A 25576-nucleotide genomic window follows, 5' to 3' on the forward strand; every position below is an offset into this window, starting at 1 on the left:
GTAAGTTCACACAAGATCACAGGTGTTCCTCGCCGACACCGATTCGAGGGAGCCAGATGCGCGCAAGACCGGTATCGCACGGAACGGCCGCCGTGGGTGTGGCGCTTTCGGCCATCCTCGCTGTTCCCGCGCAGGCGGGTCCGCTGCCGTGGCTGCCGCCGCCGGTAAATATCTGCGGGGAAACAGGATTCGACCCGGTCAACCGGCTGCCCGATCCGGCCGCACCGCCCGCGCCGATCCTGCCGCCGAGCATCGATATCCCGGTCTGGGTGCCGCAGCTGACGCCGGTGCCGATTCCCGATCCGCCGCACGACCAGACGCGCGTCGCGCAGGTGCCGCTGCCCTCGGACCCGTGCCGCAATCCGTGTCCGGAGGTCAGGGACACGCCGGAACCCGAACCCGAAAGTACCGACGAGACAACCTCGACCGGTTCGGCTGTCGCGTTGCCGCGAATCAGGATCAACCCGGAGATCGAGCCCATTCCGATCCCGGTACCGGGCGGCGAGGGCGAGCCCGCCCAGCAAGCGCCCACTCCGGTGGTCCGGCCGATCGAGCGCGGCCCGCTCGGGGCGCCCGTCGTGCCGGCGAAAGTGGAGTCCGTGCGCCTGGTCGAACAGGTGACCGGGCACGGATCCGCCAACCGGACCGATATGCGCTGGCAGGTCGACGGCACCGACCTCGGGCTGTTCTGGGAAACCGAACCGGGCAAGGTCGCCATGGTTTTCGGTGACACCTTCGGCGAGGGCTGGGCCTACGGCGGCGCGGGCGCCGACACCGCCGACTGGCGGTCGAATGTGCTCGCCTACAGCTCCGACAAGGACCTGAGCGACGGGATCACCATCGACACGATGGTGCAGGACAGCGCCTGCCACGCCGCCGAACTCCTCGGCAGCCGCAAGATCAAGAACTGGGAGACCACCACGATCCCCACCTCGGGATTCGCGCTCGGGAAAAGGCAGTTCCTGAGCTACATGTCGGTGAACCACTGGTCGAAGATCCCCGGCATGTGGCTGACGAACTACGGCGGCCTGGCCTACTCCGACGACGGCGGCCAGACCTGGACCAAAGATCAGCATGCCCGCTGGGAGAACATGTTCGGGCTCGGGCGGTTCCAGGTGGCGGCGATGGTGCCGCACGGCGACTACGTCTACATGTTCGGCACGCCCAACGGCCGGATCGGTGTGATCGGGCTGGCCAGGGTGCGCAAGGACGACGTGCTCAACAAGACCGCCTACCAGTACTGGGTGGATGGCAATTGGGCTCCCGCGGCGGAGAACTCGGCGACGCCACTCGTGCACGGCACGGCCAGTGAGCTGTCGGTGCGGTTCGACCAGGAGAGCGGGCAGTGGCAGATGGTCTACCTCGACTCGGCCGCGAGCCAGATCGTGTTGCGGACCGCGGGTCAGCCGCAGGGTGCGTGGACTTCCGCGGTGCCGCTGGTCTCCACCGAGATGTATCCGAAGGCGTACGGCGGGTTCATCCATCCCTGGTCGACCGCGCAGGATCTGTACTTCACGATGTCGGCGTGGGACAGCTACAACGTGTATCTCATGCACGCGCGATTGAATCCGCCGCGCTGAGTCACGGCCACGATGTGTGTCAGGGCGCGACCACGAACTGCAGGGTGTCTCCTGGACGAGCCTGCGCGACGCGGTCGACATCGGCATCGAGGACGACCGCGATCACCGGATAACCGCCCGTGATCGGGTGATCGGCCAGGAAAACGACCGGCTGACCGCTCGGTGGCACCTGCACCGACCCCAACGCGACCCCCTCCGAGGGCAATTCGCGCGCGATCGAACGCACCAGCGGTGGTCCGTCCGCGCGGTCGAGGCGCGCACCGACGCGGTCCGTGTCGGCCGAAACAGTCCAGGAGCCGCGGAACAGCTGATCCGGATCGGTGAACCAGTCGGCGCGCGGACCCGGACACGCCCGCACCCTGAGTACCTCCGGCGGCGGTGGAATCGGTGCGAATTCCACTGTCGGCAGGGTGCGCGGTGGGGGACCGACGGGGACCTGCATGCCGACTGCCAGCGGGTCGGGGCCGATGCCGGAGAGCGTGTCGCGGCTGCGCGAACCCAGCACCTTGGCCACATCGATGCCGCCGCGGACCGCCACGTAGCTGCGCAGACCCGAGCTCGCCAGGCCGAGCCGCAGCACCTGACCCTCGTCGAGTTCGAGCACGCTCGCGTGTCCGACCGGGGTGCCGTCGACGGTGGCGGGGGCGGGGGCACCGGTGACCGCGACAGTGAGGTGAGCGTCGGCGCGCAGGGCCAGGCCGCCGAGCAGTACTTCGATGGCGGCGAAGTTCTCCGGATTGCCGACCAGCCGGTTCGCCAGCCGCAGTGACCCGCGGTCGGCCGCGCCCGCCTGGCCGACGCCGGAATCGAACCAGCCCTGCCTGCCCAGGTCCTGCACCGTCGCGAGCGGCCCCACCCGCTCGATGAAGATCAGCATGCGATCTCTCCCCGATTCGCTGTCGAGGCGGCGCGTCGTTGAGCAGCCCTTGATTTTCCGCCGAAGCAGCTATTCCTCGGAAACGACGAACCTGATCGCCGAACCCGCCCGCACCAGTGCGGGTGGATCGCGGTCCACCGCCCACATGCGCAGATCGGTGCTGCCGATCAATTGCCATCCGCCCGGTGTACCGCGTGGGTACACCGCCGAATATCCGCCTGCCAGCGCCACCGCGCCCGCCGGGATGGCGGTGCGGGCATGGGTGCGGCGCGGCACCGTGAGCCTGCCGTCGGGCGAGGTGAGGTAGCCGAAACCGGGCGCGAAACCGACGAAAGCGCAACGCCAGACGGTGCCGGTGTGCGCCGCGATCACCTCGGGGATCGACAGGTCGAGCAGCCCGGCCACCTCGGGCAGATCGGCACCGTCGTAGCGAACGGGAATGGTCACGACAGGCTCGTCATCGGGCACTGTTCCACGGGAAACATCCGGCGAATCCGCTTGCGGTGGCTCGTGATCCAGCCGGTCGAGCAGCGCGACGAGTTCACGTCGGACCTGCACGCCATAGCTCACCGAATGCATGGTGACCAGCACGGTTTCCGCCGCGGGCAGCACATCCTCGACACCGGCGATCGCGTGCACGCGCAGCGCCGAGGCCAGGCGCTGCACCGGGCGCGGGTCGTCGAGGGTGATGAGCATGGCGCGGTCACCCGCGGGTCGGATCCGCGCGTTCCAATCGATGTCCATCCTGCCTCCCACCCCTCAGCTGAACGGCTCCACCGGTATCCCGGCTTCGTCGAGCGCCCCCCGAATCCGGCGAGCCATCTCGACTGCCGCCGGCGAATCGCCGTGGACACACACGCTGGCCACGGACACGGCGACCGTACCGGGACCGTCTACGGTACGCGCGGTCCCTGACATCGCAAGAGATGTCGCCTGCGCCACGGCGGCGTCGGGCGACAGCACCGCCCCGGCAACTCCGCGCGGGGCCAGCGAACCTGTTGCAGTGTAGGCCCGGTCGGCGAATCCCTCACCGACGAAACGCACGCGCTGCGCGGCCCGTTCCAATTCTGTACCCGCCGGACCGAGCAGCGCCAGACCCGGTTCGGCCTCGGCCACCGCGGCGAGCAGCGCCTCGGCGAGCAGACGATCGCGGGCCGCCGCGTGATAGAGCGCGCCGTGCGGTTTCACATAGCGCACGCGATCGCCCGCGGCTCTGGCGAAAGCTTGCAGTGCGCCGATTTGATAGAGCACCTCGTCGCGGAGATCGGCGGGAGCGATGGCGATATCGCGGCGACCGAAGCCGACCAGATCGCGATAGCCGACGTGCGCGCCGATTCGCACGCCCTTGGCCACCGCGAGTTCGCAGGTGCGGCGCATGATGGCCGGGTCGCCGGCATGGAAACCGCACGCGATGTTCGCGCTGGTCACGATGTCGAGCATGGCGGCATCGTCGCCCATCCGCCACGGGCCGAAGCCTTCGCCCAGATCACTGTTCAGGTCCAGCGGCATGCGATGCCCTCCGGTGTTCGCGGGTCACTCGCCGGGTAGATACCCCGGCAATTCGAGCATGAACGCACAGATCCATACCGTTATCACCGGGGCGTGTTCAACAGGCGTACACGCGGACCTCGGTGGCTTTGACCGCGAAGTAGACCTGTGCGCCGATGGTGAGATGGAGTTGGGCGACGGCGGCGGGGGTCAGGTCGGCGCACAGCCCTGGTGCCTGCGCTGCGTCACCGCGAACCCGGACGATGCCGCCGCGGTCGGTGATCTCGGTGATGTCGACGGTGAACACATTGCGTGGACTGCCGCCGGGTCTGGTGCGGAACACCGACACCGCCGCCGGTGCGAACACCGCCGCGGCGCGGACGCCGGGGACGAAATCGCCGACGACGCAGCCATCGACGCCGAGGTCGTCGACGAGCACGGTCCCGAAAGTCGGGGCCGGATCGCCGGGGTGAGTCCGCGATACCGGCGGTTCGTCGGCGGTATCGCCTGGATGGTCCGCAGACTCCCGTTGTAGGGGTGTGGCGGAGGTGGCGCCGATGAGCCGGCCCCCATCCGCAGCAGGGCCTGGCAGGAGCGCTGACTCGACGCCGGTGCCGCGCAGCAGGTTGAGGCCGGCGATGCGGGCGGCGAACGGGTTGCGTGGGTGCGACATCACTGCGGCGACGGGCCCGGATTCGACTATGCGGCCCGCCTCCACGACGACGAGTCGGTCGGCGAGGGTGATGGCGTCGATGATGTCGTGCGTGACAAGGACGGCGCAGCGGGGATGGTCGCGGCCGGGTTCGTCGCGCAGGACCCGGCGGAGCAGGGTTCGCATCGCCGGGGCGACATCGACGTCGAGGGCGGACATGGGTTCGTCGAGAAGCAGCAGGTCGGGGTCGACGGCGAGGGCGCGTGCGAGGGCGACGCGCTGAGCTTGGCCACCGGACAGAGCGCCGGGGTGGCGGTCGGCGAATTCCCCTGCGTCGACCGCCGCCAGCCAGTCTTCGGCGATCTTCCGGGCAGTTCGGGTGCTCGCGCCCGCGCTGCGTGGGCCGAAGGCGACGTTGTCGCGCACGCTGAGGTGGGGGAACAGGAGGGGATCCTGGGCGAGGAGGGAGACTCCGCGCCGATGTGGGGGTAGCGCGATGCCTTCGGCCGTGTCGGTGAGCGTGCGATCGCCGAGCCGGACATGGCCCGCGTCGGGGACGATCAGCCCGGCGACGACCTGCAGGAGGCTGGATTTGCCCGCGCCGTTGGGGCCGAGCACGGCGAGGACCTCGCCCGGAGCGACTTCGATCCGCACGTCGAGATCGCGGGCGGCGATCCGCGCGGACACCGAAAGACCGGTCGGGCGCGGCGAATCTCCGGTCACTTCACGCCGCCGATCGTGGCGCCGCTGCGCAGCTGGGTGCCGGGGATCGGGCTGGTGCGGCGGTAGGCGAGCAGGACGATCAGGACGGCGACGATGATCAGGACCACCGACAGGGCGACCGCCGCGTCGGGATCGGCCTCGCGCTGGAGGTAGATCTCCAGCGGCAGGGTGCGGGTGCGGCCTTGGAGGCTGCCGGCGAAGGTGAGGGTGGCGCCGAATTCGCCGAGGGCGCGGGCGAAGGCGAGGACCGCTCCGGAGATCAGCGCCGGCCGCAGCAGCGGCAGGGTGATCCGCCACCAGACGGTGCTCGGGCCCGCGCCGAGCGTTGCCGCGATCTGCTCGTATCGACTACCCGCCGTACGCAATGCACCTTCGAGAGTCAGCACCAGAAAGGGCAGCGCCACAAAGGTTTGCGCCAGCACGACAGCGGTGGTGCTGAACGCGATCTGAATCCCCGCGGCTTCCAGGTGTTCGCCGAGAAGCCCACGCCGGCCGAAGGTATAGAGCAGCGCGATACCACCGACGACGGGCGGTAATACCAAGGGCAGCAACACAAGTGCCCGCAACACCGGCAACGCACGCCATCGCGCCCGCGCCAGCACCGCCGCCATCGGCACCCCGAACACCAGGCACAACACCGTGCTCGCGGTAGCGGTTCGCATGCTCAACCACAGCGCGTCCCGTGATGCTTCGGTACTGACCAGCTCGACGAACCGCCCCCACTCGACCCCCCACGCCAACGCCGCCAGCGGCAGCACCACCAGTGCGAACCCCACACCAGCGGGCACCGGTAACCAGCGAGGCAGCCCCGCGCTCGTCACGCGCCGGGCCCGATCACGGCGCACCGAAACCGGCTGCCGCCAGAGCCGCTCGGCCGGTGGGACCGGTCACCAGCTCGGTGAACTTCTGCGCCGTCGTAGCCTGCTTCGAATCCGCCACCACCGCGATCGGATAGGCGTTCACCGCTGCCGAGGCCTCGGGAACCGCGACGGCGCTCACCTTCGCACCCGCACCGGCCGCGTCGGTGACATAGACGAAGCCCGCGTCGGCCTGGCCCGAGGTGACCTTGGTGAGCACGTCGGCTACCGAAGACTCCTCGCTCACGGGATGCAGGGTGACGGCCGCGGCGTCGGCGACCTTTTTCGTCGCCCGGCCGCACGGAACCTGCGGAGCGCAGACGACCAGGGTGGCGTCGGCAAGGTCGTCGATTCCGTTGATGCCCTTGGGATTTCCCGGTGCGGTGACGATCGTGAGGACGTTCGTGGCGAAAGTGGCTGGTGCCGCTGTGATTCGACCGCCCTGCACCACCTTGTCCATCGTCGGCTGGTCGGCGGCGGCGAAGACATCAGCGGGAGCGCCTGCTTGGAGTTGTGCGGCGAGGTCGGACGAACCCGCGAACGAGAACTGCACGTCCACACCGGGATTCGCGGTCTCGAAGTCCTTCTCCAGCTCGGTGAAGACACTCTTCAACGACGCCGCCGCGAACACCGTCAGCGTGGATTGCGCCGAATCACCGCTCCCGCAACCACTCACGGTGAGCACGACCAGCACAGCACCCGCTGCCACCCGGCGGATCATTCGGCGGCCTTCTCGATCACCACGGTGGTCGCCTTGACGCTCGCCAGCGCGACGCTGCCCGGCTCCAGCCCCAGCTCGCGCACCGATTCGCTGCTCATCAGGGAGACCACCGTGAAAGGACCGCATTGCATCTCCACCTGTGCCATCACCGTGTCGGTCACCACGCGGGTGACCAGGCCGGGGAACCGGTTGCGTGCCGAGCTGGCACTTCCCACCTGGGTGTGTGGCGTGCGCGCCTGGTCGACGGCGTGTTCGGCCAGCTCCCGGCCGTCCAGCACCAAGCGGCCCGCGGCGTCCTTGGTCGCCGTCAGCGTGCCCGTGTCGATCCAGCGACGCACCGTATCGTCGCTGACGCCGAGCAGGTCGGCCGCTTCCTTGATTCGCAGTTTCACCACCAGAACAGGATAGGTCCGCAGATTCGGACATAACAAGAAAACATCTCCGCACTTTCGGAATCAAACGGTCGTGACATTCCATAATCGGGTCACACTTCGTGGCTACCGGCGACGCGGCCAAGTACGCTCGGAGCCATCATGGCCACGTATTTCGATCCGAAGTCCTGGTCACTGGCGGGCGCTGTCGATATGGGCAAACGTCTGCTCGACCCATCATGGATCGACCAGTGGCTCGGCTTCACCACGTCCTGGGCCGATCCCGTCGCCGACCTGGGTTCCGGCACCGTCACCGCGCTCATGCCCGATGTGCTGATGACCGTGCTCAGCGAGGGCATCCTCAGCCGTTTCGGCGGCCAGGAGATCAACGCCACGCTGCTCGGACACGACCTCACCGCCACCCTCGACACCTTCAAGCTGCGCAGACGCGGCGCTCACTTCCAGAGCAAGACGGTGCTGTCGAACCTGGTCTGGGACTCGCACCCCTTCGACACGGTCACCGTGGTCGCGCACGGCGTGCGGCTGATTCCCGGCGTGCCGACCAAGGTCCGGGTCCAGCAGCTCGATATCGAGGGCTCCCTCGGCATCAGCGCGATGGCAGAGTGGGTGGACGCCCAGAACCTGGACTGGCGGGTGCGGCTCGACGACCGCGGACAGATCGTCGCGACGCATCGCACGCGCAAGATGCGGGCGGTCATCGACGGGCAGGTCTACGACAACCTGCTCACCCTCGACATCCGCAAGGCCAGTTGGTACGGCATCCGGCTGCCCAAACGCGTCGTGCCGGCGCCCGCGCTGCTGCTCGACGATCTGCCCAACCGGGCCAGCATCTCATACGCGCACCGGCGCGGTGACGTGGTGAAGTTCCGGCTCGAACTCCCCGAGACCACCGGCTCGTTCGACCTGACCCAGATCCGCGACGCCATCATCGCGGGGACAACACTGATCGTCTTCTGATCAGGACTGGGTCTTCCACCATTCCTGAAGGGCCGCTTCGGCTTCTTCCCGCGTCATCGGGCCGCGGTCGAGACGCAGATCCTTCAGGAACTTCCACGCCTTGCCCACCTGCGGGCCCGGCGGCAGCCCGAGCAATTCCATGATCGCGTTGCCGTCCAGATCCGGCCGCACCCGCGCCAGATCCTCCTGCTCGCGCAGCGCCGCGATCCGCTCCTCCAGCTCGTCGTAGGTCGAGCGCAGCGCCGCCGCTCGGCGCTTGTTGCGCGTGGTGCAGTCGGCGCGCACGAGCTTGTGCAGGCGATCGAGCAGGTCGTCGGCGTCGGTGACGTACCGGCGCACCGCCGAATCCGTCCACTGCCCCTTGCCGTACCCGTGGAAGCGCAGGTGCAGAAACACCAGGCGCGCAACCTCTTCGGTGAACGCCTTCGGGTACTTCAGCGCCCGCATCCGCTTGCGCACCATCTTCGCGCCGACCACCTCGTGATGGTGGAAGCTCACCCCGCCCGCGGGTTCGTTGCGCTTGGTGTCGGGCTTGCCGATGTCGTGGAGCAGCGCCGCCCAGCGCAACACCAGGTCGGGGTCGCCTTCCTCCTGGTCGATCGCCTGCTGCAGCACGGTCAGCGAATGCTGATACACGTCCTTGTGCTGGTGGTGCTCGTCGATCTCGAGCTTCATCGCGGGCACCTCGGGCAGCACGCGCTGCGCCAGACCGGTGTCGCACATCAGGTTGATGCCGTCGATCGGGTGGTCGGCGCCGATCAGCTTGTCGAGTTCGGCGCGTACTCGCTCGGCGGTGATCCGGTCGATCTGATCGGCCATCTCGATGATCGCCGCACGCACCCGCGGCGCCACCTCGAACCCCAGCTGCGCCACGAAACGTGCGGCCCGCAGCATCCGCAGCGGATCGTCGTCGAACGAATCCTGCGGCGTCGCAGGGGTATCAAGCACGCCGTCGAGCAGCGCGTCGATCCCGTTGAGCGGATCCACGAATTCCAGCGAGCCGTCGGCGGCGATCTTCACCGCCATCGCGTTCACCGTGAAATCGCGGCGCACCAGGTCACCGTCGAGGCTGTCACCGAAGGTGACCTCGGGATTGCGCGAGACCCGGTCATAGGTATCGGCACGGAAAGTCGTGATCTCGAGCTGCTGATCATCCTTGGCCGCACTGACGGTCCCGAAAGCCAAGCCGCCGGTATCCCACAGATGGTCGGCCCACCCGCGCATCAACTCCTGCACAACCTCCGGCCGCGCATCGGTCGTGAAATCCAGGTCGTTCCCGAGCCGCCCGAGCACCGCGTCCCGCACGCTGCCCCCGACCAGATAAAGACTGTGCCCCCGCTCGGCGAACATCGCCCCCAACGGCGCCAGCACATCATTGAGCTGCCCCAACGTCACCGCCGCCCCCGCCAGCAGGCGAGCACGACGATCCGCCACAGCATCAGGAACAACATCCGGGGAAACCACACAGGCACTTTACCGACCCCGTCGAATCGATTCCCCACAGTCCGCCACCGACCGCACCCGTCCCCCTCTTCCACAACCCACCCAACCCAGCCACCCCGTGCACCCCGGCCTGTCTCCGTCTTCGACAACCCACCCAGCCCCGCACCCTCGACCGCGCCCGCACTCAATCTGCACAGCTAAGCTGGGCGGGTGTCTCCTCCGGCCGATCGCGCGAACAGTCGACGCCGCCAGCCGCGGCGGCGTGGTTCGGCGAACAATGCCGGTAAACCGCGCATGCGCACCGTCCGGGAAACCTCCGCGGGCGGGCTGGTCGTAGAAGGCCTCGACGGTCCGAAAGACCAGCGCACGGCCGCCCTGATCGGACGCACCGACAGAAGAGGCCGCCTGCTGTGGTCGCTGCCCAAAGGGCATATCGAAGAGGGCGAGACCTCCGAGCAGACCGCGATCCGCGAAGTCGCCGAGGAGACCGGTATCGACGGTGAGGTGGTCGCCGAACTCGGCAGTATCGATTACTGGTTCGTCACCGAGGGCAGACGGGTACACAAGACCGTGCACCATTTCCTGCTGCGGTGTCTGGGCGGTGAGCTGTCCGACGCCGACGTCGAAGTCACCCAGGTTGCGTGGGTTCCGTTGAGCGAGTTGGATTCCCGATTGGCCTACGCCGACGAACGGCGGCTGGCCGAAGTAGCGAATCGATTGATCGACCGGATGGAGACCGGCAAGCGATGACGGGTGGACTGTTCCGGCTGATCACGGCGGTCCTGACCATCTTGGGTTCGATGACGCTGCTGCCCGCGGTCGCGCACGCTCAAACGGACGAGTCGGGAACACCGAAGTTTCTCAAGCTGACCCTGGACGCGGTGGCGCCGGGCACGGTCACCACCGGCAGCGACCCGAAACTGACCGTCTCGGGCACGGTCACCAATATCGGTGACCGGGTCGTCGACGATGTGAGCGTGCGGATCCAGCGGGCGGCCGCGGTGGAGGCGCCGAGCGGATTGCGCAGTTCGCTGCGCCTGGACCAGGTGAACTACGAGGTCACGGGCCCGTTCCAGGATGTCGCGCCGCAGTTGAGTCCCGGTCAGCGCAAACAGTTCTCGGTGAGTATCGCGTTGCGCGCGGGCTCGGAGGCATCGCTTGGGCTCACCGATCCCGGGGTGTATCCGCTGCTGCTCAACGTCAACGGCGAACCCGCCTACGGCACCCAGGCCAGGCTCGACGACGCGCGCTTCCTGCTTCCCGTGCTCGGGCTGCCCGGTACCGACGAGACGAACCCGCCGGTGGCCACACCGCCGGAAGCATCGCCGGTCGCGACCACGATGATCTGGCCGCTGGCCGACCGGCCGCGCATGGTCGCGGGCAAGCCCGGCTCGGTGAACGGTCAGGCCGAACTGCTCGACGACGAACTGGCGGCCTCGGTCGGCAAGGGCGGCCGCCTCGAACAGCTGGTCGCGGCGCTGGAATCGGTGGTGCCCGCGCCGGGCAAAGACAAAGGTGTGGCCGGATCGGTGTGTATCGCCATCGATCCCGACCTCGTCTCGACCGTGCAGACCATGACGCGGGGCTATCGGGTGCTGGCGAGTCCGTCGGATCCGAGCGGCGCGACCAGGGAGGGGACCGGGGCCGCGAACGCGCAGGCCTGGCTCGACCGGTTGCGCGCGCTGGCCGGGTCGATGTGCACGGTCGCCCTGCCGTTCGCGCAGGTCGACATGTCGGCGCTGGCCGCGGTGAACGATCCGGAACTGTCGGCGCGGGCCCTGATCGCACCCGCCGATGTAGTGGACTCGATCCTCGGTACGCAGTCGTTGCGCGGGGTGAGCCTGCCCGATGCGGGCAGCATCGACGATCCGGCGGGCAGGCTGTTGCGCGAGCACGGGTACGGGACGGCGGTGCTGGCCGGATCGGCGGTGTCGGGTGACGGGTCGCCCGCCGATACCGACAACGCGCTCACCACCGCGCCGACCACGCTCGCGCCCGATGTCGTCGTGGGTGGGGAGCAGGCGGTGCCCGATGTCGTGCGGGTGCCGGGCGTGAGTGTCGAACCGCCCGCCGGTGCCGCCGCGGGGACCGATCCCGCGCTGCGCGTGACCACCTTCGACATCTGGTCGGCGACCGCGCTGGCCGCGGTCGGTTCGAACCCGCCGACGCCGTCGTTCACGCCGTCGAAGGTGCGGTTCGACGTCACCAACGACTCGCGCGCGGCCCGATTGCAGGACGCGCTCGGCGCGATGGCGTGGGGTGCGCTCAATCCGTCGCCGGACCGGCCGCGCTCGCAACTGCTGATGCCGCCGCAGCAATGGGGGGCCAGCCGGGAGGAGGGCATCGCGCTGCTCAAGCAGGTCGAACTGCTCACCCGTAACAACCTCGCGAGCCCGCGCGCGTTCGCCGACCTCGTCACCCAGGCGCCCGACCCGCAACCGTTCGCGCTGGAATATCTGCCGCGCGCCGCCCAGGACGCCGCGCCGGAACGGTTCATCGAGCCGGTCCACGCCCAGGGCGCCCGCGTGACCGAGTTGATGCGCGCACTGGTCGAGCTGCCCGAATCCGAGCTCACCCCGCACGCTTTCCTGACCCCGGCGCGCGAGGACCTGCTGCGCGCGCTGAGCCTGTCCGACCGCAGGGCCGACAACGACACCCTGGCCGACCTGCACGCCCAGCGCCGCATCGATCAGGCGACCCGCGAACTGGACACGATGTTCGCCTCGGTCTCGGTGCTGCCGCCGGGCGGGGTGTACACGCTCGCCTCCGAGCAGAGCCCGTTGTTGCTGGTAGCGCGCAATGAACTGCCCGTCGCGATCCGGGTGATGTTCCGGATCGAAGCACCCGCAGAGACGAACATCACCGATATCGGCGAACAGCTGCTTCCGCCATCCGGTACCCGGTCGTTCCAGATCCCGACCGAGGTGAGCGACAGCCGTAAGCTGGTGATTCCGATCGCCCTTACCACTCCGGACGGGATAGCGCTAGGCGACGCGACGTCGGTCTCCGTGCGCTCGAACGCCTACGGTCAGGCGCTGGCCATAATTACCGGATGTGCCGCGATACTGCTGTTGCTGCTGGCCGGGCGCCGACTGCTGCGCCGGTTCCGCGGCCAACCCGACCCCGCCGACGAAGGGTTCGCCCCGGAGACGGTCGAACGGGCGGGTCGATTGCGGCGCGCGCGTCAGAAGCTGCGAGGGCAGTGAACGCCCGCGCCTGACGCGCGGTCAGGGCACCATGACAGACAAGGACGAGAGTGGCACCGGTGAGCGAAACGCTCACCGCAAGGCGACGAGATTCGCGGGTTACGCCGGGTACAGGAGGCATGATGGGCGACGATGATTCCGCTCATCGGCGTGACCACGACGACGACCCGACCCTGCGCCGGGCTGCCCCCAGCGCGCCGTGGGAACGCGGGATGACGGCCGGACAGGACGCCGATCGCGACGAGGTGGACCGGCGTACTGGTGCGCCCGGCCACCGCCCCGACTTCGCCGCCCCCCGCGACAGCCGTCCGCCCGTCCGGCCCGGTGATCCGGGATTCGATCCGCAGGCGATGCCCCGCCATCCTGGTGCGGGACAGTCCGGCGCACCGCGTCATCCGGGGGAGCGACCCGAACCTCGGCCCGACATACCGGGACAGTCCGGCTACCGCCCCGCCGAACAGACCGGATACCGGCCGGGTTCCGCCGACCCGAGCGCACCTCAACCGCCCGCCGCTCACCGCGACCCGCGCCCGCCCATGCCGCCGGGTCGATCGGCCTATCGCCCCGAACCGCCGCCGGCTGGCTACCGTCCCGGACCGGATCAGATCGGCACGCCCCAACCGCCCGTGGGACCCCGCTCAGGACCGGGCCGACCAGGGCCGCCCACCGGTCGTCCGGATCAGCGTTCCGCGGATCCGCACCGCCCGCCGCACGGCGAGCGGCCCGGGCAGGTCCCGAACCCGCGCCAACAGCCACCCGGCCCGGCTAACCGCTCGGGTGAGTTCCCGCAGCAGCAACGTCCCGGCGGCGGGCAGGCACCGCGCCCCGGCGTCAGCGGCCCGGCCGGGCGTCCCGGCGAGCCACCACGCCCGCCGGCACCCGGCCCCGACCGCCGCCCCACACCTCCACCGCAACGCCGTGCGCCTGGTCCCGCCGGGCGCTCGGGCGAATTCCCGCAGCAACAGCGCCCCGGACCGGACGGATTCCCCCCGCGCCGGACCGGCCCGAACCCCTCCGGCGAATTCCCCCAGCAACAGCGCCCGGGACCAGACGGATACGCCGCGCGGCGGACCGGGCCGAGTCCCTCCGGCGAATTCCCCCAGCAACAGCGCCCCGGACCGGACGGATACGCCCCGCGCCGGACCGGTCCGAACCCCTCGGGCGAGTTCCCGCAGCAACGCCCGGCCCCGCCGCGTGGTGGGCAGTCCGGGGCTATTCCGAGGCAGGATCGGCCCGATCAGCCCGGCGGACGTAGGCAAGCTCCGCCGGAGCAGGGGCGGCCGGTGCCACCGCGCGCGAGCTTTCCCGGGATGCCCGCCGCGGATCCCGCGCGAGACGGTCGTCAGGCTGGTGCCGGATTCGGTGAGCGTGGCCGGGCCGCGAGTGGTTCTGTCGGCGATCGGTCGGAGCGGACTCAGGTCATCGCCCGGCCGAAGAAGGTGGCGGCCGAGCCTGCCGAAAAAGCGGGCGTCGCCCCGATGAGTGCCAATGCGAGGCTGCTCAAGGACTCGGGTTCGATCGCGGTCGCGACGCTGATCAGCCGGATCACCGGATTCGCCAAGCAGCTGTTGTTGCTGACGGTGCTCGGCCCGGCCATCGCGAGTGCGTTCATCTCGGCGAACCTGATCCCGAACATGATCGCCGAGCTCGTCCTCGGCGCCGTGCTGACTGCCATCGTGGTGCCGACCTTGATCCGCGCCGAGCAGGAGGACGCCGACAACGGTGCCGCGTTCGTGCGCAGATTGGTGACAGCGGCCTTCACCGTGCTGTTCGTCGCCACTGTGCTGACTTTGGCGGCCACCCCGATCCTGGCCGGTCACGTGCTCGTCTCGTCCGACGGCAAGGTGAACACGGACCTGACCGTCGCGCTGACCTACCTACTGGCACCCGCGCTCCTCTTCTACGGAATGTCGGCACTGTTCACCGCGATCCTCAACACCAGGCAGGCATTCAAGCCGGGTGCGTGGGCCCCCGTGATGAACAATGTGGTCGCCTTGACGGTGCTGGCGGTCTACGCGCTGACGCCCGGCGAGATCACCCTCGATCCGGTGCGGATGAGCGATCCGAAACTGCTGGTTCTCGGCCTCGGTATCACCGCGGGCGTGGCGACCCAGGCACTCTGTCTGCTGCCCGCGATCCGCAGGCACGGGATCAACTTGCGTCCCCTGTGGGGAGTCGACGCGCGCCTCAAGCAGTTCGGCAGGATGGGCATCGCGATCATCTTGTACGTGCTGATCAGCCAGATCGGCTTGGTGGTCGCGAACAACATCGCCTCCAAGGCCGACGAGGCGGGCCCCGCGATCTTCGCGAACGCATGGGCCCTGTTGCAGCTGCCCTACGGCGTCATCGGGGTAACCCTGCTCACCGCGATCATGCCCAGACTCAGCCGCAGCGCCGCCGACGACGACACACCCGCAGTGGTCGACGACCTGTCCGTAGCCACCCGGCTCACGATGATCGCGATGCTCCCGATCGTCACCTTCATGACCCTCGCGGGCCCCGAGATCGGCCAGGCGCTCTACGGCTACGCACGATTCTCCGGCGATGCCGAGCGACTCGGCGACGCAGTGAGCTGGTCGGCGTTCTCGCTCATCCCGTACTCGCTCGTACTCATCCATTTGCGGGTGTTCTACGCGCGCGAGCAGGCGTGGACGCCCACCTGGATCATCCTCGGCATCACGACGATCAAGATCCTGATCTCGGCACTGGCACCGGTCATCGCCCGCGACAGCGATGACGTGGTGATCGTGCTCGGTGTCGCCACCGGCCTCGGCTTCACCGCTGGCGCGGTGATCGGCGGCGTGCTGCTGCACCGCAGTCTCGGCGACTTGCGCATGGTCAATGTCGGCCGAACTGTGACCAGAGTGTTGCTCGCCTCGATCGCGGGCGGCGCGGTGATGCTGATCGTCGACACGGTGACCGGGCTCGACCGCGTCTCCGGTGGCGCGGGCTCGCTGCTGCGCGTCGTCATCGATGCGCTGGTCATGTTCTCGGTGACGTTCGGACTCATGCGTCTGGCCGGAATTCCCGAGGTCGTCGCCATCACGGTCGCCATCTCGCGCAAGCTCGGCATCACCCCGCCCGCGCCGGATCTCGGACTCGACGACACCCCGGCGGACGACATCTACGCGACCACCGTCCTCCGCCGTCCCGATACCTACGGATTCCCCGCGTACGGGCAGTCTTTGGACACCCAGACCATGGTGCTTCCCGTCATTCGACCGGGCGCTGTTGACAGCACCGGTAAAGCACAGTTCCCGTACGCTGTTCCGCAGACCGACACGGGTTTTCAGGCCGAAGGAGGACCGAGGGTGAGCGATGACGCGGTGGGCGGCGTCCCAGCCGCTGATTCTGCGGCGCGCGCGGCAGCAGGAATGTCCACCGAGGTCGGGCCCGATGCTCCGAACTCGACGGGGTCCGAGCAGGCCGACGCGCCAGACGAACGCGACACGCACGACCAAGACACGCGTTCGGCCATGCCGCCGCACGATCCGACCTACGACACCGGCATGTTGCCGATCCCGCCGCAGGTGGCCCCGAGCGCCGCGGCCAACCGCGCGCAGCGTGGCCCCAAGCTCATGCCGGGCGCGTCTGTCGCCGGTGGCCGCTACCGGCTGCTGGCCGGTCACGGCGGGGCGCGTGGGCTGAAGTTCTGGCAGGCACTCGATATCAAGCTCGATCGCGAGGTCGCGCTGACCTTCGTCGACGCCGATCAGAGCGCAGGCGAGAACTCCGGGCACGACGGCCCGCAGGCGGTGCTCTCACGCACACTGCGGCTTGGCCGGATCAATTCGCCCGGTCTGGCCAGGGTGCTCGACGTGGTCCGCGGCAGCTCCGGCGGCATCGTCGTCGCCGAGTGGACGCCCGGCCGTTCGCTGCGCGAGATGGCCGAGACCGTGCCGTCGCCGATCGGCGCGGCCAGGGCCATCAGGGCGCTCGCCTCGGCGGCCGAACTCGCCCATCGTGGTGGCGGGTCGCTGTCGATCGATCATCCCGATCGGATCCGGATCAGTGCCTCCGGCGACGCCGTCCTCGCGTTCCCCGGCACGCTCGGCGATTCCGACGCGCAAGGCGACGTCCGTGGCCTCGGCGCGATGCTCTACGCCCTGATCACCGCGCGCTGGCCGATTCGGGTCGGCGGCGTCACCGGCGCGGCGGCCACCATCGGCGGTCTGCGACTGGCCGATTTCGGGCCCGACGGCACGCCGGTGGAACCGCGGCAGATCCGGCCGGAGGTGCCGTTCGAGATCTCGGCGGTCGCGGTTCGCTCGCTGGAATCCAACAAGGGCGTACGCACCGCCGCCACCGTGCAGCACGTGCTCGAGCAGGCCTCGGTCGTCGACCAGAAGACCGATTTCATTCCGGTCTTACGACTGGGTCAGCGGGCTGTCGCCCCCGGTGCCGATTCACTCGCCGACCCGGAACTGCTGGCCGCCGAGCGGGAACGCTCCAAGCGGATGTTGTGGATCATGGTCGGCCTCGGCGTGCTCGCGGCGCTGGTGGTCGGCGTGCTGATCTGGTGGATGGTCAGCATCTTCGCGCCCGGCGCCTCGGATAAGCCGCTGGACCAGCAGATCAATATCGGCCTCACTTCGAGCGTGGCACCGCCGCCGGCGGCAAGCGCACCGCCCGCGGCCGAATCCGCGGCACCGCCGACGAGTGTGCCGGTGCCGGTCACCGGTGCCGCGGTGTTCTCCCCGGAGGGCACCCCCGACGGTGCCGCGGCGGCGGGCGCGGTGCTCGACAACAACGCCTCGACACTGTGGCGCACCGATCAGTACTTCCAGCAGTTCCCCGCCCTCAAGAAGGGCGTGGGGCTGCTGGCCACGCTGCCGACACCGGCGAAGCTCACCAATGTGTCGATCACCTCACCCAGCGCTGGCAGCACCGTCGAGATCCGCACCTCGCCCACCGAGGCCCCCACCCTCGACCAGACCCAGCTGATCGGTTCGGCCAAGCTCGGTGACGGGGTCACCGATATCGCCGTGCAGACCGATCAAGCCGCTCGTTTCGTGCTCGTATGGATCACCGGACTGGCGAATTCGGGCGGTCAGTTCCAGACCGCGATCGCCGACGTCCGCTTCGACGCCGCGCCGTAATCGGGCCGCCCGCGTCCCCTCCCGCCTCCGCGATCTGTGCAGGTGGTCGATCATTTCCGGGCTCATCGCCGATCTTCATCGAACCGCGGTCCGGTTGGTGCGTAATTGTTATCGACGATATGATCGCCCCGCGCTCTCGGTTGAGAGTTACCCAGGATTTGTCGACGTCGATCCTGGACGCCGCGTAGTAGTCGCAGGTGATGGATCGGCCTTGTTTCGCCGACTTGAAGTCGCCGTAACGAGCGCTGTCCAAGGGGTCAGTTTTGTCGCCGGAAGTCAACGAGCACGTCCGCGGTGTACCGCCGCGACAGGACGCGGCCTGCGTCCGCTCGTTCCTGGAGAACGGTAGCGACAAGCAACTGCTGGCCGCCCACGTGCGCGGAGAACCGCACGTCTTCGCCGAACTGCTGCGCAGGCACTCCGACCATCTCTGGCAGACCGCGCTACGAACCTCCTATAACCGCGAGGACGCCGCCGACTGCCTGCAGGACGCGCTGTTCTCGGCCCACCGCACCGCCGACACCTTCCGCGCCGAATCCGAGGTGCGCAGCTGGCTGCACGCCATCGTGGTCAATGCCTGCCTCGACCGGATCCGCCGCAACAAGACCCGCCGCGCCATCTCGGTCCTGCCCGACACCATGCCCGAAGCGATCGACCCGCACGATGCCTTCGCTCACTACGAACTGTCCACCGTCGTGAGCGAGGCGCTGTTCACCCTCCCTGACGAACAGCGCTTGGCCCTGGTCATGACCGAGATGGAAGGCCGCAGCGTCGCCGAAACCGCCGCTGCGCTCGGCGTGGCGCCGGGCACGATCAAGAGCCGATGCGCCCGAGCGCGCGTACGTTTGCAAGAACGTTTGGAATTTTTCCGGGATCCAGGGAACCGGATGTAGTCGGGATGCGTCATTAACAGTGACGAACAAGTCAGCGATGTAAATCCTGCGATCCGATATCGACAGAACAGGGGAGGTGCGAGGGTGTCTCGATCCGTGCCGCAGCCTCCGTTCCCGTCGGAACTGCTGGCCGATCTGCATGCCGACAACCTCGCGCCGGAATTGTGCGAGCAACTGTGGCCCGTGGTCCGCACCGACGTAGACGCGCTGCACTACCTGAACAAGCTCGACGAGGTGAACACCCACCTCCGCACGCTCGCCACCGACGAGCGGGTCATGCACCGCATGCCCGACGACGTGGCCGACCGCATGTTCCGTTTCGTCGCCGATCTCGACGCGGGGGAGGGGCCGACCGAACGCATCACGCCGCGGTCGATCCCAGCGGCCGAACCGGTCGCCGACGACGGTCCGACCGTCCGGGTCACGCCGATCTCGCTGGACCGCTACCGATCACGGAAGCGGATGGGGTTGCTCGCCGCGGCGGCCGCGGCCGTGGCGGTCCTGGCAGGCGCCGGTGCGGTGTTCAGCACCCTCGACACCACCGAGGGCACCCCCACCGCCGCCCCGTACACCGAACCGGCGGCCGCCGACGAACTCACCACCGCCGCCGCACTGCGCGCGCTGGGCAAACGCGACGTGGTCGGCCCACTGGCCGACGAGGCCGCGCTCACCCGCTGTGTGCAAGCGAACGGAATCGACCGCACGGTCCTCGGCGCGACGAACATCACCTTCCGGGGGTCCGATGCCGTTCTGGTCCTTGTCCAGGGCGCCAAGGCACCGACTATCACTGCGCTGGTCGTGGGCACCGGCTGCACCACGGGTATCCCAGAACAGCTGACTCTGCGCGACATCGGTTGATTCCGTAAGGCTCTCAAGAGGTAAAACCGGGCCCAGGGGGAGAGACACATCAGGATTGCCCTGCCCAGAGCGCCGTGGGAACAACACCGTTTAGGCTGTTGTTGACCGACACGTCCCCAGATTGCTTTTTCGGAAGGGCCCCATGAGCACGCCAGTTCGCGACCTGATCATCGTCGGCTCAGGCCCCGCCGGCTACACGGCGGCCGTCTACGCCGCCCGCGCGGAGCTTTCGCCGCTGGTCTTCGAGGGCACCCAGTTCGGTGGCGCCCTGATGACCACCACCGAGGTGGAGAACTTCCCCGGTTTCCGCGACGGCATCATGGGCCCTGACCTCATGGAGCAGATGCGCGACCAGGCCAAGCGTTTCGGCGCCGAGCTGCGCACCGAGGACGTCGACGCGATCGACCTGTCCGGCCCCGTGAAGAAGGTCACCGTCGGTGACGAGACCTTCGAGGCCTATGCCGTGATCCTCGCGATGGGTTCGGCCGCGCGCTACCTGAACGTGCCGGGCGAGCAGGAGCTGCTCGGTCGCGGCGTGAGTGCCTGCGCCACCTGCGACGGCTTCTTCTTCAAGGGCCAGGACATCGTCGTGGTCGGCGGCGGCGACTCCGCCATGGAGGAAGCGACCTTCCTCACCAAGTTCGCCGCGAGCGTCACCATCGTGCACCGTCGCGAGGAGTTCCGTGCCTCGCGGATCATGCTCGAGCGCGCCAAGGCCAACGAGAAGATCAAGTTCCGGCTCAACGCCGAGGTCGTGAAGGTCAACGGCGAGAAGAGCGTCACCAGCCTCACCCTGCGCGACACCCGCACCGGCGAGGAGTCCGAGCTCGACGCGACCGGGCTGTTCGTCGCCGTCGGCCACGACCCGCGCAGCGAACTCGTCAAGGGCCAGGTCGCTCTCGACGGCGAAGGCTATGTGCTGGTGACCAATCCGGGCACCGCCACCGACGTGGCAGGCGTGTTCGCCGTGGGCGACCTCGTCGACCACACCTACCGGCAGGCGATCACCGCTGCGGGCACCGGCTGCCGCGCCGCGATCGACGCCGAACGCTGGCTCGCCGAGCAGGGCGACATCACCGCCAACACGCTCGACCACGCCGACGGCCCGGCCGCCGTGCGCACCAACTGATTTCGAGTTCCACCCCTGTCGAGGAGACACCCATGGCCGACAGCGCCAACACCATCACCGTCACCGACCAGTCCTTCGCCGACGACGTCCTGCTCAGCGAAAAGCCGGTGCTCGTCGACTTCTGGGCCGACTGGTGCGGCCCGTGCAAGATGGTCGCCCCCGTGCTCGAGGAGATCGCGGGCACCCACGCCGACAAGCTGACCATCGCCAAGCTCGACACCGAGGCCAACCCCGGCACCGCCCGCGACTACCAGATCCTGTCGCTGCCGACCATGATCTTGTTCCAGGGTGGCAAGCCGGTGAAGCAGATCGTCGGCGCCAAGGGCAAGGCGGCGCTGCTGCGCGAGCTCGACGGCCTCATCTAACCCAGCGCATCCGACAAAAGCGCCTCCTACCGGCCGACGCGCCGTAGGATGCCTGGACCCGGGATTCCCGCAAAGCGCCCCGGGTCTGCGACAATCGACGGACGCTCCGGCCGAAGGAAAGGGCTCTCACGCATGCACCGACTTCGTCACGGCGATTCAGGACCAGCCGTCGCAGAGGTTCGGAGCACCCTCGCAAGCCTCGGTCTCCTGCATCTCCCACACGTCGAATCCACGGACGGATCGGAGTATTGGAAAGATACCGAGGCGGTGTTCGATCGGCCCCTCGATTCGGCGATCCGCGCGTTCCAGCAGCAGCGCGGTCTGCTCGTCGACGGGGTGGTCGGTCCGGCCACCTATCGTGCGCTGAAGGAAGCCTCCTACCGGCTGGGTGCTCGTACGTTGATCTACCAGTTGTCGGCGCCGCTCTACGGTGACGACGTGGCCACCCTGCAGCGCAAGCTGCAGGACCTCGGCTTCTACGTGTACCGGGTGGACGGGCATTTCGGCCCGCACACCCATGACGGGCTCAGCGCGTTCCAGCGCGAGATCGGCCTGTCCGCCGACGGTATCTGCGGACCCGACACCTTGCGCTCGCTGGATCTGCTCGGCGCGCGCGTCACCGGTGGCAACCCGCACCGCATCGCCGAGGAAGAAGTGGTGCACCGGGCGGGCCCGCAGCTCACCGGCAAGCGGATTGTCATCGATCCCGGATTCGGCGGCATCGACAAGGGTTTCGCGGTGCCCACCGAATTCGGCGACGAGTACGAGTCGGAGATCCTCTGGGATCTGGCTTCTCGGCTCGAAGGCCGAATGGCCGCGACCGGCATGGAGACCTTCCTGTCCCGGCCGTGGGGCGCCAATCCCACCGATGTCGAACGCGCCGAAACCTCCAACGCCTTCGACGCTGATCTGATGATCTCGCTGCGCTGCGCGACGAGTGACAATCCGTCCGCGAAGGGCGTGGCCAGCTTCTACTGGGGCAACTCACACGGTTCGGTGTCGATGATCGGCCAGGTGCTCGCCGGCTACATCCAGCGCGAAGTGGTGGCCCGAACTTCGGTGCAGGACTGCCGGACTCACCAGCGCACCTGGGACCTGTTGCGGCTGACCAAGATGCCGACCGTCCAGGTGGACCTCGGCTATCTCACCAACGACTACGACGCCTCGGTTCTCACCAACCCGCGCATGCGCGACGTGATCGCCGAAGCGATTCTCGTCTCGGTGAAGCGGCTGTACCTGCTCGGCCAGGACGACCAGCCCACCGGCACCTACACCTTCGCCGAACTGCTCGCCGAAGAACTGGCCGCCGCCGACGCGGGCAACGTTTCGTCCCCGCGCGTGTAGTTCCCTCAAAGACCAACGGCCCCGCGAATGTTCGCGGGGCCGTTCTTTGTTGTCCGGTGTTACTGCACGCCGACGCGCGTGGGCGGTTCCATCGAGGCAGCGGCCAGAAGCTGGTCGAGTGCGCGCTCGACGTCTTCCTTCCAGCCGTGATCGGAGTCGAGCTCCAGGCGCAGGCGGGGGAAGCGGTGATGCGGGGCCACCACTTCGAACCCGACCTCGGCGAGGAAATCGGCGTCGATCATGCAGGTTTCGGGAGTGCACCTCGTCGCCGACGACGGATCGCGCAGTGGTGCCGCGATCCGTTCCATCAGCCGCATCGACGATCCGAATCCGCGATCGGCCACCGAACTCGACGGTGGACCGTTGCGAATGCCGAACGCCTCCAGTGCGCGCACGCCACGACGCACCAGATCGCCCACCACGGCCTGAACCAGGTGATGGGCTACATCGGCCTCGTCATACGGGAATTCGGCCTGCAGCGTGGTCAGCAGGACCGCGTCCGGGCTTACGGGGGAGGTGGGGAACAACGACGATCGCGGCACGGCACTCGGGGGCGAGTACAGCGCGCAGCCCGCGAGATTGTTGTCCACGTGGGCCACCTGCCCGCACGAACCCCACTCGAGCATCACCGTCGAGAGCCAGGCTTCCTTTTCGAAGACCGGATCGCTGAAGGCGTGCGAGTCAGCGGCGACGGCCGGGTCGAGCTCCCAGAACACACACCGCCGGGTGTGCGCCGGGAGCTGACCCAGCCCGTCGAGAGTCAAAGCCGTGACGCTGGTCGACACCGCTCTGTTCAGCCTCCAGCTGTCGGATTCATCCACGCTCACGCCACATCACTATCCACAGTACGTGCCGCCTCTTTCAGTCACAGTGACGTTTCGGGGCCGACTTGCTCCATCAGCGCCACGATGCGCTCGAGATCTTCGACCGAACCGAACTCGACAACGATCTTGCCCTTGTTCTTCCCGAGGCTGACCGTGACTCGGGTGTCGTAAGACCCCGACAGTCGCTCGGCGACATCTTGCAGACCTGGCATATGGATCGGTTTGCGTTTCGGCGCCGGGGGAGTGGTCGTCGCGGGGTTGCGGTTCGCGAGCTGCACCGCTTCCTCGGTAGACCGAACAGACATTCCCTCACGGACGATCCGGGCAGCCAATTCTTCCTGTGCGTCCACGCCGGCATCCAAGCCGAGCAGCGCCCTGGCATGTCCGGCCGAGAGCACCCCGGCGGCCACCCGACGCTGCACCGGAATCGGCAGCTTCAGCAAACGAATCATATTCGTCACCACCGGTCGCGAGCGACCGATTCGCGAAGCCAATTCCTCATGGGTGACGTCGAATTCCTCGAGCAGCTGCTGGTAGGCCGCCGCCTCTTCGAGGGGGTTCAGCTGCACGCGGTGGATGTTCTCCAGCAGCGCGTCGCGCAGCATCGAGCCGTCGTCGGTGTCGCGGATGATCGCCGGAATCGTGGCGAGTCCGGCCTCCTGGCAGGCGCGCCAACGGCGCTCGCCCATGACCAACTGGAACTTGTCGACGCCCGGTTCGGTGCGACGCACGACGATCGGCTGCATGAGCCCGAACTCGCGAATCGAGTGCACCAGCTCGGCCAGTGCTTCTTCCTCGAAGACCTGGCGGGGCTGCTTCGGGTTCGGCTCGATCTGGTCTGCCGGGATCTCGCGGTACACCGCGTCGCCGGGGGAGACCAGCTCGGCTTCGGGCTCGGGCTCCGGCTCCGGCTCGGCATCCGGAACCCGATGCAGGAATGCCTCGGCCGGTTGCGGGCCGATCGGATTGATCCCGATCACGCTCGCCGCAGCACTGCTCAAGCCCGGCGCCACGGCCGGACCCGTCGGGATCAATGCGGCCAACCCGCGACCGAGACCGCCCTTTTTCGCCTGACTCATCGGCTACCGATCCCTTCCTCGTTCCAACTCACGCTACGACGCGTCTTGCTTCAGCTGCGCACGACTGGCCAGCTCGCGTCCCGCATCCATGTAGCTCATCGCACCACGCGAGCCTGGATCGTAATCGAGCACGGTCATCCCGTAGCCCGGCGCCTCCGAGACCTTCACGCTGCGCGGGATCATCGACTTGAGCACCACGTCGCCGAAGTGGTTGCGTACTTCCTCGGCCACCTGGTCGGCCAGCTTGGTGCGGCCGTCGTACATCGTCAGCAGGACGGTGGACACGTGCAGCTCCGGGTTGAGGTGCGCTTGCACCAGCCCGATATTGCGCAGCAGCTGACCCACGCCCTCCAGCGCGTAGTACTCGCACTGGATCGGGATCAGCACTTCCTTGGCCGCCACGAGCGCGTTGACCGTGAGCAGGCCGAGCGAGGGCGGGCAGTCGATCAGTACGTAGTCGATGTCGAAGCCGACCATGCCCGCCTCGCGGATCGCGGTCTTCAATCGCCCTTCCCGGGCGACCATCGAGACCAGCTCGATCTCCGCGCCGGCCAGGTCGATCGTGGCCGGGACACAGAGTAGGCGCTCGCTGTGCGGGCTCACCTGGATCGCATCTTTGACCGTCACTTCACCGATCAGCAGTTCGTAGCTGGACGGCACACCCGAGTTGTGCGCGACGCCCAGCGCCGTACTCGCGTTCCCCTGCGGATCCAGATCGACCACAAGGACCGTCATTCCCTGGTGCGCTAGCGCCGCAGCGAGATTGACCGTCGTAGTTGTCTTGCCGACGCCGCCCTTCTGGTTGGCGATGGTGATGATCCGTTGCTCGCGGGGTTTCGGCACAGTGACCTTTCCTGGATGCAGAATCTGGCTGGCGCGTTGCGCTTCCGCCGCGATCGGGGTCTCGGCCGGAGAGATATGCCCGAAAGGAGTATTCCCGAACGTCTCCGCGTCGAAGCTGCTGGAATCCAGCATCCCCGGGACCCGCGACGTTGTTTCCCGTGAAACATTCGCCGGACCGCTCGACATAGATTGCTCCTAACCCGAGAAACTTCAGATCACGTATCCCCGACGAGCGTCGGCGCCGTG

Annotated in this window: 21 protein-coding genes; 10 read left to right on the forward strand and 11 right to left on the reverse strand. The window is 68.2% G+C overall.

The features are described from left to right. The first annotated feature begins 56 nt into the window (after nucleotides 1–56). On the forward strand, nucleotides 57–1580 hold the full coding sequence (locus ACQHI0_RS28290) for a DUF4185 domain-containing protein (protein WP_427904815.1): 1524 nt from the start codon (nucleotides 57–59) through the stop codon (nucleotides 1578–1580). A 19-nt stretch (nucleotides 1581–1599) separates the two neighbouring features. Here the strand turns inward: ACQHI0_RS28290 and ACQHI0_RS28295 are convergent, their stop codons facing one another. The 7 genes from ACQHI0_RS28295 to ACQHI0_RS28325 all read right to left on the reverse strand — a co-directional run bounded on the left by ACQHI0_RS28295 (nucleotide 1600) and on the right by ACQHI0_RS28325 (nucleotide 7293). Beyond that, on the reverse strand, nucleotides 1600–2457 hold the full coding sequence (locus ACQHI0_RS28295) for a biotin-dependent carboxyltransferase family protein (RefSeq protein ID WP_427904816.1): 858 nt from the start codon (nucleotides 2455–2457) through the stop codon (nucleotides 1600–1602). A 69-nt stretch (nucleotides 2458–2526) separates the two neighbouring features. Continuing rightward, a complete protein-coding gene (locus ACQHI0_RS28300; RefSeq protein ID WP_427904817.1) occupies nucleotides 2527–3201 on the reverse strand; it encodes a 5-oxoprolinase subunit B family protein in 675 nt (224 codons plus the stop codon). A gap of 15 nt (nucleotides 3202–3216) precedes the next feature. Beyond that, nucleotides 3217–3966 carry a LamB/YcsF family protein gene (locus ACQHI0_RS28305; protein WP_427904818.1) on the reverse strand — a complete coding sequence of 250 codons (750 nt, stop codon included), beginning with the start codon at nucleotides 3964–3966 and terminating at the stop codon, nucleotides 3217–3219. A gap of 97 nt (nucleotides 3967–4063) precedes the next feature. Continuing rightward, on the reverse strand, nucleotides 4064–5320 hold the full coding sequence (locus ACQHI0_RS28310; RefSeq protein WP_427904819.1) for a sulfate/molybdate ABC transporter ATP-binding protein: 1257 nt from the start codon (nucleotides 5318–5320) through the stop codon (nucleotides 4064–4066). Continuing rightward, a complete protein-coding gene (locus ACQHI0_RS28315; RefSeq protein ID WP_427904820.1) occupies nucleotides 5317–6141 on the reverse strand; it encodes an ABC transporter permease in 825 nt (274 codons plus the stop codon). The genes ACQHI0_RS28310 and ACQHI0_RS28315 overlap by 4 nt, the downstream gene beginning before the upstream one ends. A 13-nt stretch (nucleotides 6142–6154) precedes the next feature. Then, nucleotides 6155–6898, reverse strand: coding sequence for a molybdate ABC transporter substrate-binding protein (modA, locus tag ACQHI0_RS28320; protein ID WP_427904821.1), 744 nt, complete (start codon nucleotides 6896–6898; stop codon nucleotides 6155–6157). Beyond that, the gene (locus tag ACQHI0_RS28325; RefSeq protein ID WP_427904822.1) at nucleotides 6895–7293 is read right to left on the reverse strand and encodes a TOBE domain-containing protein; all 399 of its coding nucleotides are present in this window, start codon (nucleotides 7291–7293) and stop codon (nucleotides 6895–6897) included. The genes modA and ACQHI0_RS28325 overlap by 4 nt, the downstream gene beginning before the upstream one ends. Nucleotides 7294–7431: 138 nt before the next feature. Here ACQHI0_RS28325 and ACQHI0_RS28330 point away from each other — a divergent pair, with 138 nt between their 5' ends. Next, nucleotides 7432–8247, forward strand: a complete 816-nt coding sequence (locus ACQHI0_RS28330) for a hypothetical protein (protein ID WP_427904823.1) — start codon at nucleotides 7432–7434, stop codon at nucleotides 8245–8247. On the opposite strand, the gene ACQHI0_RS28335 is transcribed toward ACQHI0_RS28330, so the two are convergent. Next, nucleotides 8248–9711 carry a CCA tRNA nucleotidyltransferase gene (locus tag ACQHI0_RS28335; RefSeq protein ID WP_427904824.1) on the reverse strand — a complete coding sequence of 488 codons (1464 nt, stop codon included), beginning with the start codon at nucleotides 9709–9711 and terminating at the stop codon, nucleotides 8248–8250. 273 nt (nucleotides 9712–9984) lie between these two features. On the opposite strand from ACQHI0_RS28335, the gene ACQHI0_RS28340 reads away from it, so the two are divergent. The 8 genes from ACQHI0_RS28340 to ACQHI0_RS28375 all read left to right on the forward strand — a co-directional run bounded on the left by ACQHI0_RS28340 (nucleotide 9985) and on the right by ACQHI0_RS28375 (nucleotide 22584). Next, nucleotides 9985–10440, forward strand: coding sequence for an NUDIX hydrolase (locus ACQHI0_RS28340; RefSeq protein ID WP_387221260.1), 456 nt, complete (start codon nucleotides 9985–9987; stop codon nucleotides 10438–10440). Further along, nucleotides 10437–12896, forward strand: coding sequence for a DUF6049 family protein (locus tag ACQHI0_RS28345; RefSeq protein ID WP_427904825.1), 2460 nt, complete (start codon nucleotides 10437–10439; stop codon nucleotides 12894–12896). Before ACQHI0_RS28340 ends, ACQHI0_RS28345 begins: the two co-directional genes overlap by 4 nt. A 1478-nt stretch (nucleotides 12897–14374) precedes the next feature. Beyond that, nucleotides 14375–17995: a murein biosynthesis integral membrane protein MurJ gene (locus tag ACQHI0_RS28350; RefSeq protein WP_427909328.1), complete on the forward strand. Its 3621-nt coding sequence runs from the start codon at nucleotides 14375–14377 to the stop codon at nucleotides 17993–17995. Between the two features lie 335 nt (nucleotides 17996–18330). Beyond that, entirely contained in the window at nucleotides 18331–18888 is a 558-nt protein-coding gene (sigM, locus tag ACQHI0_RS28355; RefSeq protein ID WP_427909329.1) for an RNA polymerase sigma factor SigM, read from the forward strand. Nucleotides 18889–18984: 96 nt separating this feature from the next. Beyond that, a complete protein-coding gene (locus tag ACQHI0_RS28360) occupies nucleotides 18985–19746 on the forward strand; it encodes a hypothetical protein (protein WP_427904826.1) in 762 nt (253 codons plus the stop codon). Between the two features lie 142 nt (nucleotides 19747–19888). Next, nucleotides 19889–20875 carry a thioredoxin-disulfide reductase gene (gene trxB / locus ACQHI0_RS28365; protein WP_427904827.1) on the forward strand — a complete coding sequence of 329 codons (987 nt, stop codon included), beginning with the start codon at nucleotides 19889–19891 and terminating at the stop codon, nucleotides 20873–20875. Between the two features lie 32 nt (nucleotides 20876–20907). Continuing rightward, nucleotides 20908–21240 (forward strand): thioredoxin, encoded by a 333-nt coding sequence (trxA, locus tag ACQHI0_RS28370; RefSeq protein ID WP_378545159.1) that lies wholly within the window; start codon nucleotides 20908–20910, stop codon nucleotides 21238–21240. Between the two features lie 132 nt (nucleotides 21241–21372). Continuing rightward, a complete protein-coding gene (locus tag ACQHI0_RS28375; protein ID WP_427904828.1) occupies nucleotides 21373–22584 on the forward strand; it encodes an N-acetylmuramoyl-L-alanine amidase in 1212 nt (403 codons plus the stop codon). Between the two features lie 59 nt (nucleotides 22585–22643). Here ACQHI0_RS28375 and ACQHI0_RS28380 read toward each other — a convergent pair whose 3' ends face one another. The 3 genes from ACQHI0_RS28380 to ACQHI0_RS28390 all read right to left on the reverse strand — a co-directional run bounded on the left by ACQHI0_RS28380 (nucleotide 22644) and on the right by ACQHI0_RS28390 (nucleotide 25516). Beyond that, nucleotides 22644–23369 carry a GNAT family N-acetyltransferase gene (locus ACQHI0_RS28380; RefSeq protein WP_427909330.1) on the reverse strand — a complete coding sequence of 242 codons (726 nt, stop codon included), beginning with the start codon at nucleotides 23367–23369 and terminating at the stop codon, nucleotides 22644–22646. Between the two features lie 80 nt (nucleotides 23370–23449). Then, nucleotides 23450–24487 (reverse strand): ParB/RepB/Spo0J family partition protein, encoded by a 1038-nt coding sequence (locus tag ACQHI0_RS28385; RefSeq protein ID WP_427904829.1) that lies wholly within the window; start codon nucleotides 24485–24487, stop codon nucleotides 23450–23452. Between the two features lie 33 nt (nucleotides 24488–24520). Continuing rightward, nucleotides 24521–25516 carry a ParA family protein gene (locus ACQHI0_RS28390; protein WP_427904830.1) on the reverse strand — a complete coding sequence of 332 codons (996 nt, stop codon included), beginning with the start codon at nucleotides 25514–25516 and terminating at the stop codon, nucleotides 24521–24523. Nucleotides 25517–25576 lie beyond the last annotated feature (60 nt).

This window comes from Nocardia sp. FBN12, from assembly GCF_050320175.1.
GTDB lineage: Bacteria > Actinomycetota > Actinomycetes > Mycobacteriales > Mycobacteriaceae > Nocardia.

What these genes read in the sequence shown, in the direction of transcription:
- ACQHI0_RS28290 (WP_427904815.1), top strand. Translation starts at nt 57, where the DNA reads ATGCGCGCAAGACCGGTATCGCACGGAACGGCCGCCGTGGGTGTGGCG.
- ACQHI0_RS28295 (WP_427904816.1), bottom strand. Translation starts at nt 2,457, where the DNA reads ATGCTGATCTTCATCGAGCGGGTGGGGCCGCTCGCGACGGTGCAGGAC.
- ACQHI0_RS28300 (WP_427904817.1), bottom strand. Translation starts at nt 3,201, where the DNA reads ATGGACATCGATTGGAACGCGCGGATCCGACCCGCGGGTGACCGCGCC.
- ACQHI0_RS28305 (WP_427904818.1), bottom strand. Translation starts at nt 3,966, where the DNA reads ATGCCGCTGGACCTGAACAGTGATCTGGGCGAAGGCTTCGGCCCGTGG.
- modA (WP_427904821.1), bottom strand. Translation starts at nt 6,898, where the DNA reads ATGATCCGCCGGGTGGCAGCGGGTGCTGTGCTGGTCGTGCTCACCGTG.
- ACQHI0_RS28330 (WP_427904823.1), top strand. Translation starts at nt 7,432, where the DNA reads ATGGCCACGTATTTCGATCCGAAGTCCTGGTCACTGGCGGGCGCTGTC.
- ACQHI0_RS28340 (WP_387221260.1), top strand. Translation starts at nt 9,985, where the DNA reads ATGCGCACCGTCCGGGAAACCTCCGCGGGCGGGCTGGTCGTAGAAGGC.
- ACQHI0_RS28345 (WP_427904825.1), top strand. Translation starts at nt 10,437, where the DNA reads ATGACGGGTGGACTGTTCCGGCTGATCACGGCGGTCCTGACCATCTTG.
- ACQHI0_RS28350 (WP_427909328.1), top strand. Translation starts at nt 14,375, where the DNA reads ATGAGTGCCAATGCGAGGCTGCTCAAGGACTCGGGTTCGATCGCGGTC.
- trxB (WP_427904827.1), top strand. Translation starts at nt 19,889, where the DNA reads ATGAGCACGCCAGTTCGCGACCTGATCATCGTCGGCTCAGGCCCCGCC.
- trxA (WP_378545159.1), top strand. Translation starts at nt 20,908, where the DNA reads ATGGCCGACAGCGCCAACACCATCACCGTCACCGACCAGTCCTTCGCC.
- ACQHI0_RS28375 (WP_427904828.1), top strand. Translation starts at nt 21,373, where the DNA reads ATGCACCGACTTCGTCACGGCGATTCAGGACCAGCCGTCGCAGAGGTT.
- ACQHI0_RS28385 (WP_427904829.1), bottom strand. Translation starts at nt 24,487, where the DNA reads ATGAGTCAGGCGAAAAAGGGCGGTCTCGGTCGCGGGTTGGCCGCATTG.
- ACQHI0_RS28390 (WP_427904830.1), bottom strand. Translation starts at nt 25,516, where the DNA reads ATGTCGAGCGGTCCGGCGAATGTTTCACGGGAAACAACGTCGCGGGTC.